We start from the raw sequence: 18,225 nt of genomic DNA, 5'->3' as shown, positions 1-18,225 counted from the left end.
TTCCCATATTATTAACTTATTATTCCTTAAATGTCTCATTCAAAGCATTTTGCACTGCGTCCACACGTGTTTTACAGGCTTTGTATGCCACCATAGACTCTTCAACGATTTTCATTAAATTATCAATGTCGGGCTCTTCCTGTGACTCCAATAGCTCGGCATTCTTTTTAAGGACTCCATAGCCTTCCTTGAAAGAGAGTTCTTTTTTACTCATTACCAATTACCTTCATTACATTTGCTTGAATGGTACCATCCTGTAATTCGACCTGGATGTTATCACCTGAAATCTGTTGAATAGAGCGAATAGCTTTCCCTTCACTACGAACTATTCCATAGCCTTTAGCCAGCACGTTTCGCGGATTCTGGATTAGGGTTTCACGCATCAGCGATTCGACTTGATTCGTTGCCAGTTTGATCTGTTGCTGGGCTAAGTAATGTAGGATGCTTCGCATCAAATCTACGCTCTTATTTGCTTCATTAATTTGCCCATGCGCAAGCGTCTTAATCACTCTCATGTATTGATCATTTTGGCTTTGGTACGTCGTGATTTGATGTTGGGATAATAGCTTAATGGTTTGGAATGAATCTAAGACACCCTGAGTCCGTTCAGCGATAAGATTACGAATACCACCAATTACCTTACTTGGTGTGTCAAATGAACGGTTTGCAACTTCATCCAATATCGTACGGTCTTTCTCGTGACCAATACCGACCCAAATCGGAACGGTTCGTTTGGCCAACAATGCTGCCAGTTCGAAATCATTTAAATAGGCAAGGTCGTTCACAGCACCGCCACCACGGATAATCACGATGAGATCGGGTGGCGTATTGAAATCAGTAGCCCATTGTCTCAGACCATTACTTAGAGAAGTGATGATACTCTGTGCTGCCGTGTTCCCTTGAAATGTGGCTGAATAGTATTTGAAATGACATACACCAGATTTTTCTAAAGCATCAGCATCTTTTTTGAAGTCACCTAAACCTGCCGCATTCTCAGGAGCAATTACCAGGACATTCTGAATATCAAACGGAGTAGGAATGAGCTTATTTTTATTTAACAGACCTTCAGTGGTTAGTCTTTCTAATATTTGTTGATAACGCCGTGCAATGTCTCCAAGGGTATAGCTTGAATCAATATCTTCAACATTAACTGAAAAGCCATACTGTGGATCAAACTTGGCTCTGACTTTTACCAGGACATTTAAATCTTTTGAAAGCTCTACACCGCTTTCCCTTTCAAACTTAAGCACCATTTTTTGAGCTGTAAATTTCCAGATGGTTCCTTTACAACTCGCTATAACTTTGTCGGTACTTTCATCCTTTTCAGCTAACTCAAGATAGTAATGTCCGCCCTTAATATTTAGATTACGGATCTCAGCTTTCACCCATACAGGCTCATTGAAAGTAATTTGAATGACTTCCTGTACGGTTGATAGATAATCACTGAGAGAAAACTGAGGTTCAGACATTAGATCAATTATTTGAAGTGCTTAGATGAATAGTATTAAAGCAAAGCCAGAAGTGCAAATTGAGAATATGCTCACTTGACCCTGATCAAGGTATATGGCATATTTCTGCTATAGTGGACGTACATATGGAAATTCACTTAATTACCGTAAAAAGCTCATCATTTGATGGGCTTTTTTTGTTGCTAGATAATTTGGAATAAAATGTGAATGAGGTCTCAATATAAACCAAGTATATTAGTTGGTATTAAGTTCTCCATGATAGTTAATATCAGTTTATACCTGCACCTTCCCCAAGTTGCAGGTTTTTTTCTTCATTTTTTATTCGATTAATGATTTAATTATTTTGTTGTAAATAAAAACAACGATTCCTTGTTTCGGCGCAAAAGACCAAGGGGAAAGCCTTACAGAAATGTAGGGCTTTTTTAATAGGAGCTTAACTTAAATCGTATTGGTATAAATTTTAATTTTTTATCAGATGCTTAGTCGATAAAGTGCGTTCAAATAATTGCGCTTTTTTGTTGTGATATATTTTAATCATTACTTACAACAAGAAGAATAGAAATGAATATTTATATCGGTGGTGATTTAGATGGCAGGGTAATAGTGCTTGATAAACCATGTTTTAATGCTAAAAAAGTAAACAAGACAAAAGCAGCAAACTACATTAAGCAAATGTATGTCATACATGGTGACGTCTATTATTTTTGGCGTGATGCTGAGCTTAAATTATTGGAAGTTACTCAACGTATAGAGATCTTACTGGCAAAGACTAAGCGAAAATCTATTTAACTGTCCCTGATAGTAAGTTTTTTATTGTCTTTATCCGTAAAAGAAATTAGTTTAAATTGAACCAATTGTTAAAATAATTATGAGAACGGAAAAAATGAATAGAAAATTTGAACTACATGTGATTAGCCAGATCTATGACTTTTTAGTTGAAAGAGAGGCGTTTACCTCACTAAACCTTGATCGGAAAGTTACGGAGTTTTTTCGGGAAGTACATGTAGGGCGAGAAGAAGATTTTACAATTCTTGAATCAAATAAAATCTCAGGAAACTTTGGTGAAGTTTCCTATATCAATTTATTGAATGTCCCTAATTTCAACGATAAAGATAAATTTCTGAAATGGGCACATAAAGCTTTAAATTTATAAGTTGTAATAAATCAGTGTAATTTAATAGGAATTGTTTCATTGTTTAACAAATTCAATTACATAAATAATAATGTGGTTACATTATGAACAGTAATTCATCATAAGGCGGTTAGATAAATACAAATCACAGTGATATGTTTGAATCAAAAGTTCTACATGGATGGAATTAAAGATGAAATTCTTAACTTTGGTGAGCATAGGTGCGGTAGCAACTTTCTGTTTATTGTTAAAGAGTCACACTACTGAAAATTCATTTCATTCAAACTTCGATAAAGTTGTTCGAAATGCTGTCTTACAGGGATTCATATAAATATAGATGCCTAAGACATATACTTTTTAGGTACTTAAAGGAGGAATAAGATGATCAGATTATTAATGTGTATATTTGGCCTTCATGGTGCTAGAGAGATTGATTACACAAATGACCATAAAGAAATTTGTGTATGCCGAGAGTGCTTGAAGAAATTTAAAAGTCCTCATGATTAGGGGCTTTGTTGCACAAAGATTTAAAAGATAACACTCTGCTCATTTGAACAGAATTCAAATGACAACTTGGGTATGAGGACGACCTAATTCTGTAAATTTGTTCAATACGGCTATGCGTGCATGAATCTCATTCACCTGACTAGAAAAACTCCTTGCTGTTAATTTATCACCTAATAGTTTGATGCAATGCATCTTGGTTTCAACTAAACTTCGACGATGATAACCAGACCATTTTTTCCAAAGCGTTCTTCCTAAACGTTTAACTGTTTTCAGTAACTCATTCCGCTCTAAAGATCTCAATTTCTGATCTTTCCATGGTTTTGCATTTTTTCTTGGCGGAATGAGCGCATGTGCATCTTGATCTAGAATGACTTGTCTGCAGTGCTTCGTGTCATAAGCACCATCGGTATAGACCGAATCAATTCGTTCATCTAAGGGAATTTGAGCAAGTAAATCACCGAGTACTTGCGAATCGCTCACATTATTTGTAGTAAGCTGTACTGCACGTATTTGCAAGGTTTCAGCATCGATGCCAATATGAAGCTTACGCCATTGGCGACGATATTCAGGTCCATGTTTCTTACGTTTCCACTCACCTTCACCTAGAAACTTTAAGCCAGTTGAGTCGACGAGTAGATGTAGCCCATCACTACTTTTTTGATAGCTAATCGCAATATCAATATGTTTTTGTCTTCGACAAAGCGTACTGTAATCTGGTGCGGTCCAATTTAATCCACAAAGTTTAATCAGACTTTGAACAAAACCCGTGACCATGCGTAAAGAGAGTCTAAATAAAGATTTGATCATTAAACAGCATTGAATAGCCGTATCGGAGTAAGTTTGATTTCGACCTTGCTTGTTTTGTGGTTGTGCATACCACTGAGTGTTTGGATCAAACCAAATGGAAATGTTGCCCCGATTAATGAGAGCGCGATTATAGGAAGACCAGTTGGTTGTACGATAAGTTTTAGGAGTAGGTTTATTCATTTTGAAATTATAGGACTGAATAAACCTTATAGGCTAGGTTTGTGCAACAAAGCCATGATTAGGTATAATTTCTTTTTATAAAAAGACTGCCTAAAAAATCTGAGCATATAACCTCAATTTGGACAACCGAGCAGGATATTTTCTTAATTGAAAATAGTGTTATGGCGATTGAGGAGCTTATCAATCATCTGCCTTTTACTGAAGATGAAATTATTAAGCGCAAAGAGGTACTAGGTCTCACTAGAAGACATAGACAGATGCGTAAACTTTTAAGCAATCCATCTTAAGAGAGTTCTAAGCCTCTATTTTTTTAAATGGATCAGACATAAAAGACCCTGTTCGATATCTATTATTCGCGGAGGTTTTTTCTCTCTTATGAAATGTTGTTATAAAACTTTATACACTTAATCAACGTCACAGTTACTTGGCGAATTCAAACATGAGGTGCGACAGTTTCAAAAGCCATATGATAATCAACAAGCTGAGCAAATTTCTCTAATGGTGTAAGCCAATCTAACGCCTTTCTAGGACGAGTATTCAGTGACATGGCAACTTGATTTAAATAATGCTGATCTGCCTGATTTAAATCAATCCCTTTAGGTAAATATTGCCTAATTAAACCATTCATATTTTCGCATGTGCCTTTTTGCCAAGGTGAATGTGGGTCACAGAAATATACATCTATGCCTAAATCTTCTTCGAGTATTTTATGTTCTGACATCTCGCGTCCACGGTCATAGGTCAACGTTTTACGCAGTTCTGCAGGTAAATATTTCAGAGCTTCAGTTAAAGCCTTGCGCACTGATTCTGCCTTTGCATCAGGTAATGTTGCCAAGATACAGAGCCGTGTATTTCGTTCAATAAGTGTTGCTATCGAACTTTTATTGTCTTTACCTTTAATTAAATCAGCTTCCCAATGACCCGGTATTTTTCTTTCTTGAACTTCGGCTGGGCGCTCATGAATAGTTTTAATATCCTGTAATATAGAATCTTTTTTAGGTTCACCGTTAGCTTTTCGCTTTTTATTTTCATGACGCAGACAGGATAATAAGTCTTTTTTCAACTCACCCTTGGGTAATGCTCGTATCGTTGAATAAATCGTTGTATGGCTTACATTCATTGTTTGATCCAAATCAGGAAATGTCTTTAAACGCTTTGCTATTTGCTGAGGAGACCATAAACAACGGATCGCTTCAACAATAAATTTCCAGAGGATTGAATCGATTTTGAGTTTTCTGTGACCACGTCTACGTCTAGCGAAGGTGTTATCAGAAGCATATCGAGCTTGATAAACGTCATTGATGCTATTTCTTTTAAGCTCACGATAGATCGTACTAGGATGTCTTTTAATGAGTTCAGCAAATTTTCTGGCTGAAAAGCCTTCTTTTCTTGACTCAAGCATTAATGCAGTACGATCTTCAAAGTTAAGATGATGGTATGACAATTTTATATACTCCATAAACCCTTTAAATTAATTAGGTGGTTTATGTCGCACTTCAAGTTTTACTCTGCCCTTTTATAAAACCTCTTACATGTCTATCCCTAGAATTTGTGATAATTGTTTGCATTTAGAGTCAAATGCATTCTTAATGACTAGAGCATTAAATAGAACAATAGAAGGAGATGGATATGACCTCGCAAGAAGTACTCGTATTTTCAGCCTCAGCATTTGGTCTCACATTACTCATTTATGAGTTTGGACAGATGTCCATGATGTTTAGTTAAACCACCTTCGGGTGGTTTTTTATTGCAAGATATAACTACATCACAATATGGATAGAATATGTAAACTGGTTAAATTTTAGTGTAATTGTGAATTTACAATATTTACTGGAAGTTTCATTTACGTAACAAACGAGTAATTAATTATTGATTATGTATTCACATAATAGTTTAGGTATGATTTATATAAAGGAAATTATCATGCCACAATATCTAGCTTTGGCTGAAAAAGTCATAAAAGACATTAAGGATGAGGTTGGTATTGAAAGGGATCAAAAAGGCCTTTTCACATTGATAATCCTCAAAGTTAGAGAGTATACCCACTCAAGTAATTTAAAAGTTGATCATGAAATTTGTGCGACCATTTTTGATGATGAGAATAAAATTGAGGGTATTAAAAGGTTGGATTTAACCCTAATTCCTCGAATCTCAAATGAAGATGAGTTTCTGTTATGGTTAGCAGGTTTCATACAACATATTACTATTGATGAGAGTAAGAAAGACCAGATTCCACTATCTATAGTTATGAAGGGCTTTGTTGCACAAAGATTTAAAAAATAAAATACCCCTAAGTGACTCAAATTTAAGGCACAACTCGGGTGTGTGGTCTGCCTAATTCTGTAAATTTATTTAATATGGCTACGCGTGCATGGATCTCATTCACTTGGCTGTCAAAATTCCTAGCACTGAGTTTATCGCCTAATAACTTGATGCAATGCATCTTAGTTTCAACCAAACTTCGCCGATGATAGCCTGACCATTTTTTCCATAGTGTCCTGCCTAAACGTTTAACTGTTCGAAGTAATTTATTTCGCGCTAGCGAGCTGATCTTTGTATCTTTCCATGGTTTCGCATTTTTTCTAGGTGGAATCACCGCATGCGCTTGCCGATCTGCAATGACCTGACGGCATTGCTTGGTGTCATAAGCTCCATCGGTATAAACAGAGTCAATCTGTTCATCTTGTGGAATCTGATCAAGCAAATCACCAAGTACCTGTGAATCACTGACATTATTGGTTGTGAGCTGAATAGCGCGTATTTACAGGGTTTTAGCATCTATAGCAATATGCAGTTTACGCCATTGCCGACGGTATTCAGGCTGATGTTTCTTACGCTTCCATTCGCCTTCACCTAAAAATTTTAAACCCGTAGTGTCGACGAGTAGGTGTAACCCATCACGACTTTTCTGATAGCTTATCACAATATCAATATGCTTTTGTCGTCTACAGAGGGTGGAGTAATCTGGTGCTGTCCAATTCAAGCCACTGAGTTTAATCAGGCTTTGAGCAAAGCCAGTGACCATACGCAAAGAAAGACGGAATAGAGATTTGATCATTAAACAGCATTGAATCGCTGTATCGGAATAAGTTTGATTTCGTCCGTGCTTGCCTTGTGGTTGTGCATACCATTGGGTATTCGGATCAAACCAGATTGAAATATTCCCTCGCTTGATTAAAGCTTAGTTATACGAGGACCAATTTGTTGTACGGTAGATTTTAGATGTAGGCTTCTTCATCTGGAAATTATATTGCTGAAGAAGCCTTCAAGAATAGCTTTGTGCAACAAAGCCAGTTAAAGCTACCAAAGCAGGCAAAGTGAGCTTTGGTCATCAACTGGTAGAAAAACTCAATATTGCCACAATTGCAGGTTTGCCTTTTGCTATTGCAATGTATTTTTGGGCAAATCGTTTGATTCCCGTACCATTTGATGGACGTGCGGATTGGGAAGTCCATAGCCTGTTTATTGCATGGTTACTCACTCTTATTTATGCAATTTTCCGACCATTGATGAAAGCATGGCGGGAGATTTTAGCTTTTGCAGCCTTAGCTTGGTTACTACTTCCTATTTTAAATTTTTTCACAACAGATCGGCATTTAGGTGTCGCCATTCCATATGGCGCTTGGGTGTTAGTTAATATTGAAATCGGATTGATGCTTATTGGTCTATTATTATTATGGGCAACATTGGAAGTACAGAAAAAAATAAACACCCCTATACCAATAAAAAATCGGCTAAACGGATAGTCAATGATGAAATTTTTTAATTTCTCTGACATTGTAAAATATCGTTGGATGGTGTTTGGTCGTTGTTTTCTAGCAGCTGTGGGTGGATTTTTGATTGCTAGCATTTCGGTATCTTTAATTGCATTGAGTTCTGAGCAAAAAGCACTTGCAACCTACACAGGTTTAATCATCAGTTTTATCATGTGGTTATTAATCATTATTTATGTATTTAGTGTCAAAAGTTCGATTAAAGCATGGTGGGCTATCCTAATAATTTTAATGGTTATGGCTACGGTGAATTGGGGCTTAAAACAATGGATAGTTTAATGTTTGGTTTGTCGGTAATTACTGTTTTTGCGACCAATTTTATCGGTATGGCAAACCTTAATTTTGCGATGGATAAAGCTCACATACAATTAATCAAATGCAAGCCTTTCTGGCTACCTGTCACTTTCCTAAAGCCAGTGTATTTAAGAGTTATGGGATGGATTTTTCTAGCTGTAGTCTTGAAGCTAAGTATTCAAATATGGGGCTTTTCGATTGGATTGGCAGCATATTTTGGTGTATTGACGTTTGGGGTGGGAGTACTGGTTTTTTTACTCAGTTATCAACTAGCATGGGTTATCAGGCTAGTAGGTTTGGCTACAATACTATGCATATTTTATGTAGGAATAATAATTTATTATAAATCAAAATTGTAGCTGGTAATTGGAATGATGTGGTGTGCGTTTAAGAACACCACTCTTTCATATGTATACTTTATTTTAAAGTAGTTTATTAATATTCCCATTTATCAATCATATCAGCCCATGTTTGTAACATAGCCTTCCTGTCTTTCAGCCACTTGGCATGATCATAAGAGGCACGTGTTTTGTTGCCTTTGGCATGGGCAAGTTGTATTTCTACCCAATCAGTATTGAAATTTGCTTCATGTAATTCTGTCGATGCTGTAGCACGGAAGTCGTGCATAGAAATATGACCAATACCCAAATTATCTAAAGCAGAATTAAGGGTGTTCTTTCCGATCATGGAGATTCCATCATCGCCGGGAAAAATGTATTCACTGTTTGGGTAAAGAATAAATTGTTCCTTTAGAATTTCAATCAATTGACTTGATAAAGGAATTATATGAATACGATTCTTTTTCATATTTCTTTTGCCAGCTAAGACTTCTTCATTAGTTGCTCTAGGAATAATCCAAGTTTTATCTTCAAAATTAATAAATGTTTTTTTAGCTCTTCGTACTTCAATTGTGCGGAGCATGCTGTAAAGCAAAGTTAAGATAGAGTTTTTAGTGCTGGTACATCCTCCGTAACTTTTTATGGTTGGAAGAATGATTTTTTTATCTTCATCACTGAGTGGTTGGGCATGTTGAACATCAGGTCTATGGATATAACGTCTTAATGCATATGTGGGGTCGGTAGTTATTCGTTGGGTAATAATTCCATACTGCAGTACTTCAGCACAAATCTGTCGTACAAATGTTGCTTTCACTTCTCCAGTACCACGTCTACTTTTGCGTATGCGTGTAATAGTGTTGTCTATAATGGTTCTAATATCACTAGAATTGACATCCTTGATAGGGGTTTTTCCTATAACCGGATAAATGTCTTTAGAAAAATATCGAGTTCTATTCATAAACCAGTCTTTAGATTTTCCTGTTTTGTACTTCTCTAGATATTCTTCTGCGACATTTTTAAAGCTATCTGCATTTGATTGAATAGCAGCTGTACGCTCTTCTTTCTGAAATTGAATAGGATCAGTACCTTTAGCTAGCTTTTCTCGATACTCCATTGTTTTACTACGTGCATAAGCGAGACTAATTTCTGGGTATTGCCCGATGGTTAGCATTTTGGCAATATTTAAATAACGGTATCTATACCGCCAAAATTTGGCACCTGTGGGACGTATCTCAATGCATAAACCGGAATGATCTGCAACTCTATAAAGTTTTTCTTTAGGCTTTAATTGTTTGATTTTAAGATCGTTTAGCATGGTGTGTGAGTAACAAGTTTGTTAATTAGATTTACTCACGATCTTACTCACATTTTTTTGAAATGTCATTGCATGCTAGGTTATACAAGGTGAAAATAAAAAACCATGTAAAACAATATGTTGCTTTTGATTTCTGGAAAGGTGATATATAGTAATAAAGCAGTGAGGAATGATGTAAGCTGCACCATATTATTTTAGATGTAAAAAGGCCGCTTAAATGCGGCCTTTTTATTATTTGTAAATGTTGGATTGGTTTGGTGCATAATGCTTAAAGTGGTTTAGTTAGGCTGTTAAATTAAAATAATTGATATTTTTAGCCATTTTTAATCTGAATAGACTTTGTTGCACAAACCTACTCTTAAGGGCTTCTTCATCAATATAATTTCTAAATGAAGAAGCCTGCACCTAAAATTTATCGCACAACTAATTGGCCTTTGTATAACTGAGCACTAATAAATAGAGGAAACATCTTCATTTGGTTTGACCCAACGACTCAATGGTATGCTCAACCACAAGGTAAGCAAGGTCGAAATCAAACTTATGCCGATGCCGCGATTCAGTGTTGTTTAATAATCAAATCGCTATTTCTACTCTCTTTACGCCTAGCCACAGAATTTGTTCAGAGCCTCATTAAACTTAGTGGATTAGATTGGACAGCACCAGATTATTCCACGCTGTGTAGAAGACAGAAGCATATTGATATTGCAATTCGCTATCAAAAAAGTAGTAATGGACTTCACTTGCCCGTGGACTCTACTGGCTTAAAGTTTTTAGGTGAAGGTGAATGGAAAAGGAAGAAACATCAGCCCGAATATCATCGCCAATGGCGTAAGCTTCACATTGGTATAGATGCTGAAACGCTGCAAATACGTGCAGTTCAGCTCACAACGAACAATATCAGTGATTCACAGGTACTCGGTGATTTACTTGATCAAATCCCATTGGATGAGCAGATTGATTCAGTCTATACAGACGGGGCTTATGACACAAAAACAATGCCGTCAGGTCATTGCAGATCGGCAAGCGTATGCAGTGATTCCACCTAGAAAAAATGCAAAGCCTTGGAAAGACAAAAAAGTAGAATCTTTAGAAAGAAATGAATTATTGAAAATAGTTAAACGCCTAGGAAAAATGATTTGGAAAAAATGGTCAGGCTATCATCGTCGTAGTTTGGTAGAAACCAAGATGCATTGCATCAAATTACTAGGCGATAAACTCAGTGCTAGGAACTTTCAAAGCTAGGTCAACGAGGTACATGCCCGTATAGCCATTTTAAGACCGAATTCATATCCAAGTTGTCACTTAAATTTGAGTCGCTTAGGGGTATTTTTTTAAATATTTGTGCAACAAAATCCTTTTTCAGCAAAAATTCCAGACGACGATAGGTCTGTATTCGCTGTATAGGAAAAGGCATTTTTTCAAATACACGCTAAAGAATAATAAGTTTTAGAACATGATCTGAATCCGAAGAAAGCTTTAATAAGTAGAGACCATAAAAAATACAATTACCATTCTTTTGAGTGGTTTTTCTATTTTCAAAGTTTGATAACGTGCTCTACCAAGCAATGCAACTGTGTGAGATGGGTCAGTATTTTTCAGCATGCCTAAATTGGAATTGGCTGTTGATTTTTACTCTTACACGGTAGCTTTGCTGATGACAATTAAGCTTAGGGATAAGAAGAGAATGAATTATAAAACATTGAAATTATCAAAATATCTGAAAGGTTATCTTATAGCAGCCTTCCTGTTGCGTGTTTAGCGGCAACAGTCACTCGGGTTAATCCATTCAAAATACAAAACGGCTCTGCTCTTTAGCAGACTTCATGTAGTGAATGGAATGAAACTCGCTAATCTCTTTTCGCAAAATGACTTGTGCACATGGTTATGTACAGTTGCGAATTAGTGCCTGAACGCTGAAAAAATGAGGACTCTAAAAAATGCGAATGATACCTATACAAGCTGAATCGCCGCCTTTAAAAAGCCTGCAAGTGCAGGGACAAACATATCGCTATCACGTGATGGTCAAGCCCTCTGGCGCACAGTGTAACTTGGACTGTAGTTATTGCTTCTATTTGCATAAGCAAGATATGTTGCATCAACCGAAAACTCCGCGCATGACGGAGTCAATGCTAGAGCTTCATATTAAGCAATATATTGAAGCACAAACTGGGGATGAAATTGTATTTAGTTGGCAGGGCGGTGAGCCGACCTTAATGAGGGTGGATTTCTTTAAACGCGTGACTGCACTACAACATAAATATAAGAAACCCAATCAACGCATTGAAAATGACTTACAAACCAACGGTATTTTACTCGATGAACACTGGTGTGCCTTTCTAAAAAAACATGATTATCTTGTTGGCTTATCCATTGATGGTCCAGCCGATTTGCACGACATCCACCGTTATAACAAAGGTGGTAAACCTACCCATGCCAAAGTGATGCATGCTGCGCAACTACTGCATCAATACCAAATACGCTTTAACGCATTATGTGTGGTCAATCGCGATAACAGCAAACGACCGCTCGATGTGTACCGCTTCCTGCGTGATCAGGTTAAACCTTACATGATTCAGTTTATTCCAGGCATGGAAAGTGCGCAGTTCCAACAAACAGCGCCAGGACACTGGAATCCAGCCGATTTACCGAAACTAGGCAGTACCGCAGCACAACCCGGAACTATTGATTCCGTAGTAACCGACTGGTCGATTGCTGCGGATGATTGGGGGAGCTTCTTATCTACTGTATGGAAGGAGTGGTTTGCTCAAGACTTTGGACAAGTGTTTATCGATCAATTTAAGAATGTGATTTCGATGATGTTTGGATATGGCGCACAAAAATGTGTATCTGGACAGATTTGCGGGAAGTCACTCGCAGTGGAGCACAATGGTGATTTATTTTCCTGTGATCACTTTGTCTATCCAGAATATAAGCTCGGCAATATTCAAGAGACCCATCAGGGGGATTTGGTTTTTGCAGAGCGACAAAAGAAATTTGCCTATGCCAAGTCAAACTCACTCCCAGAATACTGCCGCAAATGTCCATATTTACAACTGTGCTGGGGCGATTGTCCGAAAGACCGTTTCTTGAAAACCCCTGAAGGAGAAGTTGGCTTACATTACCTGTGCTCAGGCTTAAAGAAATTTTTTCATACCGCAACCACTTCCAAAAGTGAGATTGCGAAACGCTTACAACCACATTAAAAGAACCGTAATAACGTAGGGCAGGACGTCGCCCATAAATGATGAAGTATCAAATGATTGTGTGGATACAATTGTTTGAAAGTGAGTTTTTATCTGTTCCAAAAACTGTTAAGGAAAACATATGCGTAAAAAAATTATTGCACGTTCCATCGCTCTGGCAGGAGGGGCTTTGCTTTCAACCGCCCTGATGGCAAAAGCACCGAATATCTTGGTGATTATGTCGGATGATGTGGGCATGACAAACGTCAGCGCGTATAGCCATGGGGTTATGGGGTATAACACGCCGAATATTGACCGTATTGCCAAAGAAGGCATTATGTTCACTGATCATTATGCACAGCCAAGTTCTGCCGCAGGTCGTGCATCGTTTATTACGGGTCAGTATCCAATTCGTTCAGGTTTGACCACGGTAGGGCGACCAGATTCGCCTTTAGGGATTAAACCAGAAACACCAACGCTGGCAGAAGTACTAAAACCTTTGGGTTATATGAGTGGTCAGTTTGGTAAAAACCACTTGGGTGACCGTAACGAACATTTACCAACGGTACATGGTTTTGATGAGTTCTTCGGTAATTTGTATCACCTCAATACTGAGGAGACTTTTGAGCAATTTGATTATCCAAAAGATCCAGAATTCCGTCAAAAATTTGGTACTCGTGGCGTTCTACACTGTTATGCAAACACTACAGATGATGAAACGAATGATCCGCGTTTTGGTAAAATGGGTAAGCAAAAATGTAAAGATACGGGTGAACTTTCGCGTAAACGCATGGAAACGGTGGATGATGAATTCATTGCAGCCAGCTTAGACTTTATGAAGCGCAGTAAAAAAGCAGACAAGCCGTTTTTTGTATGGTTAAACCCAAGTCGTATGCACATGTTTACCCATTTACGTCCTGAGCATCGTTACTTAGCTGCTAAAGCCACCTCAGAAGATGATCTATACGGCAGCGGTATGGTTGAACACGATATGCAAGTCGGTCAACTCTTGGATGATATGAAGAAGATGGGGGTGTTGGATAACACCATCATTGTTTATACCACTGATAATGGCCCTGAGCACAGTGCAAAAAATCATGGTGGAACCACACCATTCCGTGGTGAAAAAATGACGACCTATGAAGGGGGAGTCCGTGTTCCAATGATGGTGCGATGGCCGGGACATATTCCTGCGGGACAAGTGAAACACGGCATTCAGTCGCATATGGATTTGTTTACAACTTTGGCGAATGTCGCAGGGAATAAAAATGTGGTCGAGGTGATGAAAACCAATCGTAAGCAAATTATTGATGGTGTAAACAATATCGACTATTGGACGGGCAAATCAAAAGAGAGTATGCGAGATAATTTTCTGTACTATCATGAATCGATTTTACGTGCAGTTCGTATTAATCAATGGAAAGTTCATTTTGAAACCAGTGAAAATTATTACGACCAATATCAAAAGCAAAAATTTCCAGTGATGTACAACCTTCGTCAAGACCCATTTGAGACTTTTGATAGTATTAGAGACCGTTCGGAGATTATTCAAACCAAGCAATGGATTTCTGAACCTTTACAGGCATTACTGGGTTCACACATTAAATCTTTGATGGATTATCCACCTGTACAAAAAGCTGCAACACTTGATTTTAGCGAGCTAATTAAGAATATGCAGACCCAAAAGCAGTAAACTCTGATAAAGGTGGCCGAAGTAATTCAGCCACCATTTTGATGTTTTGGTGAAATTTATGCTGTGATATATAAAGAAGCAATTTAAATCATTCAGAATGTTGCGAGTGTCTATTCTAAGGATTTGGTGAGTTTAAAGTTGGACTCAGGTTGATCCAGTAGTTGGCCTTTATCGCCACGCATTTCAATGAATTGCGCACCAATATAATAAATACGGCTATCACCAGATGAGTCGAGCTGTATCAGTTGATCAGAGTCATTCAAAAATTGAAATGAACCTTTCACTTCATTGACATAATTATTATTCGATTTGCCTAAAAATTTTTGTTTCAGCACAAAATGATGATCTAAGGTCAGTTCAAGTTCAGTGTCGATCCCAGAACAATCATGACAGGGTAGAACCCCTTGATATGTGCCTACCCAATCTAAGGCATTTGCTGTGTCTGGTGCATCCATCACGGTTGTGCTAGCACTGTCGTCCAGAGATGCCGTGACATTGTGATCTGGTGGAGGATTGTTTTCATTTGGCTTTGAGCATGCAGTTAACATGGTGAAAGATAGGCATAGTGCTAAAACAGTCTTTTGCATATACAGCACCTGATATTATTCAATGTTTAGTTTTACACTACAGTAGTGCAGGAAATGAATCTGTGAAGATCTGTGAGTGCTTCTGTATCTTCAATAAAGAATACTATTCACGTATTTTTACCTTTAATCTCAAAGACCCTGTTTTTTCTTGAAATATTTGGAATTAAATAAAATATACGTTTATAGATTAATTGTTGTTTTATTGAGCGTCTCGCCGTGTATTTGATCAGCAGCATTGCTAGAATCGGCGCGGATTTTCAGTAATGTGGTATTTTTTGTGTTCGAAAAGCTTGCAGAACAAAGTTTAGCCTTAATGGGGTGGCAGATTGATAATCATTGGGATTTGAATATCGATCAATGTGTAATGATTGCAGCGCCACATACCAGCAATTGGGATGCGCTGTACGCTCGTTTGGCATTAAAGGCCTTAGGTGTGCATGTCCGTATCACTATTAAAGACAGCTATATGAAACTGCCATTTGGGCCATTTGTTCGTGCAATGGGCGGGATAGGTATTGACCGTCGTCCGAAGCATGAAGGTGAACCACGTCCAAGTATGGTGCAACTCATGAGTGATCTTTTTAAAGAACACCCTAAGTTGGTGATGTTGGTCACCCCTGAAGGGACACGTGCCAAGCAGGAACAGTGGAAAACAGGTTTTTACCATGTTGCAGTTAGTGCAGGTGTTCCAATTGCGTTGGCCTATATGGACTATGCGAAGAAAAAAACTGGAGTGGGTAAAATTATTTATCCTACTGGTGATTATGAAAAAGATATGGCTGAAATTATGGCATTTTATGCGCAAATTTCTGCTAAATTTCCTCAAGATTTCAGTGTCGATACTCGCTATCACAACGACTCAACTGTGTCTTAAATTCGAATCATATGAAATAAAAAAGACAGCTTTCGAGCTGTCTTTTTTATTGCTAATCGTATTTTAAGGACTTTGCTGGGGATTGGGTAAAACCCCACCTAGTGATTGGCATGCGGCCGTATAACTTTGTAGCTGTGTTTCAATCACTTCGGGCAGGGGCAGGTCAAAAATTTGATCGCCATGTTGATAGCTTTCTACATAGGATTGGGCTTTTTGTTTGCTGCTGGCAAGCACTTGTTCATGATAACTGGTCATACTGCTGTGGTCTGCCTGATCGCGCTCTATATTTTGACAGTCAAAAGATTGGAGAAGTTTTTCGGCTTGTTTTATTTCTTTGGATGAGCTTATGGAGCAAGCACTGATAAAGCAAATACTCAGTAGTGCAAGAGGCAGTTTCATATATGGTGAGCGGTGGGTTTGAAGGTGTGCCAATTGTATAAAGATTTTTGGAGTTGGAGAAAGCCCAGTAGAGCTAAGTTGTTTAAAGATGAGCCTATTTTGACACAAAACACACAATTGCTGACCCAAGCCAATGCCAAAGTGCAGAGTCAGGTTTTTATAGCACTACAGAAAGCGATAGCTGATACATAGAAAACAGCCTGAACTAAACAATAAACCCAGTACCGTATGTTTGAACTGCCGCTCAGAAATTTTATAAAACAATTGCGCGCCGAGCATGGCAGGTAGACTCACACTCAAAAGTAAGATGCCCATATAGGGTAAATGTTGCAAGTTTAAATTTCCGCGGAGCAGATAGGTGAGTAAGGTGAATAGCTGAATGGCGAAATTAAAATGCCTTAAAATTGAGCGCTGTTGCTCTTTAGGAAGGTTTTTTAACATGACCCAAGCTGAAGGCAGTGAGCCACAAAAGCCTCCTAACCCACCCAATACACCTCCAAGAAAACCAATACTGCTATCGGCGTATTTTCCAGAGTTTTGAATGAAGCGAATCTGGGGATTAATTAACATCAATGGACACCAAAGAATCAAAAAAATTCCTAGAACCAGTTTAAAGGTATGTGCTTGAATGATGTCTAACAGATAGGTACCCAATGGAACGCCAATCAGACCTGCAAGGATATAAGGCGTAACAAGGCTTTTATCAAGTTGAAAGGCAGATTCCGACTTTAAGGAAATTAGGTGACTCCAGACTGAGGCGAACACCACCAAGGGCGCTGCGAGCTGAGGTGCCAAGATCCAGACCCAAAATGACATGGCAATTAAGGCAAATGCAAAGCCCGTGAGTCCCTGTACAAAACCCGCCACCATTGCACCTAAGATAAAGATCAACCAAGTCATATGCGATATATTTAAAATTTTAGCGAGTGTATGGTTTTTCGATCTGTCTACATAGTTTTAGACATGAAAAATGATTGAAACCTTAGCTTGATTTTGAATATGTATATTGATCTTTATACATAGCGTAGCTCAGAACCACACTAATATGCACTAAGAGCAATTTCTTTCGTGATGGCCTAAATCAAAAGGGCGTAAAAGTGTCTAGATTATGGGGAAACCACCACTTTCTTTTGATATAAACCTGCACGTACAGTCCCAGCTTTGGTGCTCTTCACTTGCACCCACGATGCTGGAAGTTTTAATAGATTCAAATCCCGATCGGCTTCTACATAAATATAGCCATTATTTTGAATTATCGGATCCGCCAAGAGGGCCAGTTCTTCCCATAGCTCTAGGCTATACGGTGGGTCTAAAAAGACCAAGTCAAATTGCTCTTTTAAGGTGGCTAATGTTTGCTGTGCAGTCGCTACTTTTAACTGGGCACGAGACTTAGGGACTTTAAGGAGTTCCAAGTTTTGCGTTAAAAACTGTGCTTGACTGCGGTCAGGTTCAATCATCACTATCTTTGATGCACCACGTGATAAGGCTTCAAATGCCAACGCACCCGAACCTGCACAAATATCCAAAACATTGGTGTTTTGCACATCCCACATGAGCCAATTAAACAAAGTCTCACGTACGCGATCAGGCGTAGGGCGTAAACCTTCAATATTGGCAAAAGGCAGTTGACGACGTTTCCAGTCCCCTCCAATGATGCGGAGTTGGTTTTTCATAA

19 protein-coding genes and 2 pseudogenes are annotated in these 18,225 nt (G+C 38.2%); 11 read left to right on the top strand and 10 right to left on the bottom strand.

The features are described from left to right. Positions 1-19 precede the first annotated feature (19 nt). Both xseB and xseA read right to left on the bottom strand, forming a co-directional pair. On the bottom strand, positions 20-214 hold the full coding sequence (xseB, locus tag ACSC9N_RS11385) for an exodeoxyribonuclease VII small subunit (protein ID WP_094148961.1): 195 nt from the start codon (positions 212-214) through the stop codon (positions 20-22). Continuing rightward, complete coding sequence (xseA, locus tag ACSC9N_RS11380) at positions 207-1,469, bottom strand: exodeoxyribonuclease VII large subunit (RefSeq protein ID WP_094148960.1); 1,263 nt, start codon at positions 1,467-1,469, stop codon at positions 207-209. The genes xseB and xseA overlap by 8 nt, the downstream gene beginning before the upstream one ends. Before the next feature lie 561 nt (positions 1,470-2,030). Between xseA and ACSC9N_RS11375 the strand changes: the two genes are divergently transcribed. Beyond that, on the top strand, positions 2,031-2,258 hold the full coding sequence (locus ACSC9N_RS11375) for a hypothetical protein (RefSeq protein ID WP_004984985.1): 228 nt from the start codon (positions 2,031-2,033) through the stop codon (positions 2,256-2,258). A 94-nt stretch (positions 2,259-2,352) separates the two neighbouring features. Continuing rightward, positions 2,353-2,622, top strand: a complete 270-nt coding sequence (locus ACSC9N_RS11370; protein WP_004984984.1) for a hypothetical protein — start codon at positions 2,353-2,355, stop codon at positions 2,620-2,622. 540 nt (positions 2,623-3,162) lie between these two features. Here the strand turns inward: ACSC9N_RS11370 and ACSC9N_RS11365 are convergent. Then, complete coding sequence (locus tag ACSC9N_RS11365; RefSeq protein ID WP_131230071.1) at positions 3,163-4,095, bottom strand: IS5-like element ISAha2 family transposase; 933 nt, start codon at positions 4,093-4,095, stop codon at positions 3,163-3,165. A 77-nt stretch (positions 4,096-4,172) separates the two neighbouring features. On the opposite strand from ACSC9N_RS11365, the gene ACSC9N_RS11360 reads away from it, so the two are divergent. Continuing rightward, the gene (locus tag ACSC9N_RS11360; protein WP_094148948.1) at positions 4,173-4,382 is read left to right on the top strand and encodes an acyl-CoA thioesterase; all 210 of its coding nucleotides are present in this window, start codon (positions 4,173-4,175) and stop codon (positions 4,380-4,382) included. 146 nt (positions 4,383-4,528) lie between these two features. Here ACSC9N_RS11360 and ACSC9N_RS11355 read toward each other — a convergent pair whose 3' ends face one another. After that, positions 4,529-5,554, bottom strand: coding sequence for an IS30-like element ISAba125 family transposase (locus ACSC9N_RS11355; protein ID WP_004994718.1), 1,026 nt, complete (start codon positions 5,552-5,554; stop codon positions 4,529-4,531). 464 nt (positions 5,555-6,018) lie between these two features. Between ACSC9N_RS11355 and ACSC9N_RS11350 the strand changes: the two genes are divergently transcribed. Further along, positions 6,019-6,378 carry a hypothetical protein gene (locus ACSC9N_RS11350; protein ID WP_227556819.1) on the top strand — a complete coding sequence of 120 codons (360 nt, stop codon included), beginning with the start codon at positions 6,019-6,021 and terminating at the stop codon, positions 6,376-6,378. Positions 6,379-6,400: 22 nt separating this feature from the next. On the opposite strand, the pseudogene ACSC9N_RS11345 reads toward ACSC9N_RS11350, so the two are convergent. Further along, a pseudogene (locus tag ACSC9N_RS11345) lies at positions 6,401-7,333 on the bottom strand (IS5 family transposase). 79 nt (positions 7,334-7,412) lie between these two features. Here ACSC9N_RS11345 and ACSC9N_RS11340 point away from each other — a divergent pair. The 3 genes from ACSC9N_RS11340 to ACSC9N_RS11330 are packed head-to-tail and all read left to right on the top strand — an operon-like array spanning position 7,413 to position 8,521. Then, complete coding sequence (locus tag ACSC9N_RS11340; RefSeq protein ID WP_094148950.1) at positions 7,413-7,841, top strand: hypothetical protein; 429 nt, start codon at positions 7,413-7,415, stop codon at positions 7,839-7,841. A 3-nt stretch (positions 7,842-7,844) separates the two neighbouring features. After that, positions 7,845-8,147: a hypothetical protein gene (locus ACSC9N_RS11335; protein WP_125274842.1), complete on the top strand. Its 303-nt coding sequence runs from the start codon at positions 7,845-7,847 to the stop codon at positions 8,145-8,147. Beyond that, positions 8,135-8,521, top strand: coding sequence for a DUF3325 domain-containing protein (locus ACSC9N_RS11330; RefSeq protein WP_151862434.1), 387 nt, complete (start codon positions 8,135-8,137; stop codon positions 8,519-8,521). The genes ACSC9N_RS11335 and ACSC9N_RS11330 overlap by 13 nt, the downstream gene beginning before the upstream one ends. A gap of 76 nt (positions 8,522-8,597) precedes the next feature. Here the strand turns inward: ACSC9N_RS11330 and ACSC9N_RS11325 are convergent, their stop codons facing one another. After that, on the bottom strand, positions 8,598-9,815 hold the full coding sequence (locus tag ACSC9N_RS11325) for a tyrosine-type recombinase/integrase (RefSeq protein ID WP_094148954.1): 1,218 nt from the start codon (positions 9,813-9,815) through the stop codon (positions 8,598-8,600). A gap of 389 nt (positions 9,816-10,204) precedes the next feature. On the opposite strand from ACSC9N_RS11325, the pseudogene ACSC9N_RS11320 reads away from it, so the two are divergent. The 3 genes and pseudogenes from ACSC9N_RS11320 to ACSC9N_RS11310 all read left to right on the top strand — a co-directional run. Next, a pseudogene (locus ACSC9N_RS11320) lies at positions 10,205-11,054 on the top strand (IS5 family transposase); the annotation flags it as partial. 698 nt (positions 11,055-11,752) lie between these two features. After that, the gene (locus ACSC9N_RS11315) at positions 11,753-13,018 is read left to right on the top strand and encodes an anaerobic sulfatase maturase (protein ID WP_010326288.1); all 1,266 of its coding nucleotides are present in this window, start codon (positions 11,753-11,755) and stop codon (positions 13,016-13,018) included. A 121-nt stretch (positions 13,019-13,139) separates the two neighbouring features. Continuing rightward, positions 13,140-14,690, top strand: coding sequence for an arylsulfatase (locus ACSC9N_RS11310; RefSeq protein WP_171253706.1), 1,551 nt, complete (start codon positions 13,140-13,142; stop codon positions 14,688-14,690). A gap of 110 nt (positions 14,691-14,800) precedes the next feature. On the opposite strand, the gene ACSC9N_RS11305 is transcribed toward ACSC9N_RS11310, so the two are convergent. Further along, positions 14,801-15,277, bottom strand: a complete 477-nt coding sequence (locus ACSC9N_RS11305; protein ID WP_010326290.1) for a copper resistance protein NlpE — start codon at positions 15,275-15,277, stop codon at positions 14,801-14,803. 277 nt (positions 15,278-15,554) lie between these two features. Here ACSC9N_RS11305 and ACSC9N_RS11300 point away from each other — a divergent pair, with 277 nt between their 5' ends. Continuing rightward, positions 15,555-16,151, top strand: a complete 597-nt coding sequence (locus tag ACSC9N_RS11300) for a 1-acyl-sn-glycerol-3-phosphate acyltransferase (RefSeq protein WP_010326291.1) — start codon at positions 15,555-15,557, stop codon at positions 16,149-16,151. A 63-nt stretch (positions 16,152-16,214) separates the two neighbouring features. On the opposite strand, the gene ACSC9N_RS11295 is transcribed toward ACSC9N_RS11300, so the two are convergent. The 3 genes from ACSC9N_RS11295 to rsmD form a co-directional block, all read right to left on the bottom strand. After that, positions 16,215-16,550 (bottom strand): hypothetical protein, encoded by a 336-nt coding sequence (locus tag ACSC9N_RS11295; RefSeq protein ID WP_010326292.1) that lies wholly within the window; start codon positions 16,548-16,550, stop codon positions 16,215-16,217. A 165-nt stretch (positions 16,551-16,715) separates the two neighbouring features. Beyond that, positions 16,716-17,450, bottom strand: coding sequence for a sulfite exporter TauE/SafE family protein (locus tag ACSC9N_RS11290; protein ID WP_010326293.1), 735 nt, complete (start codon positions 17,448-17,450; stop codon positions 16,716-16,718). A 206-nt stretch (positions 17,451-17,656) separates the two neighbouring features. Further along, the gene (gene rsmD, locus ACSC9N_RS11285) at positions 17,657-18,223 is read right to left on the bottom strand and encodes a 16S rRNA (guanine(966)-N(2))-methyltransferase RsmD (RefSeq protein WP_010326294.1); all 567 of its coding nucleotides are present in this window, start codon (positions 18,221-18,223) and stop codon (positions 17,657-17,659) included. Positions 18,224-18,225 lie beyond the last annotated feature (2 nt).

This window comes from Acinetobacter sp. PC34 (genome assembly GCF_051789135.1).
In the GTDB taxonomy this organism is placed as follows: domain Bacteria; phylum Pseudomonadota; class Gammaproteobacteria; order Pseudomonadales; family Moraxellaceae; genus Acinetobacter; species Acinetobacter johnsonii.
This window is presented reverse-complemented; position numbering and strand designations above follow the sequence as displayed.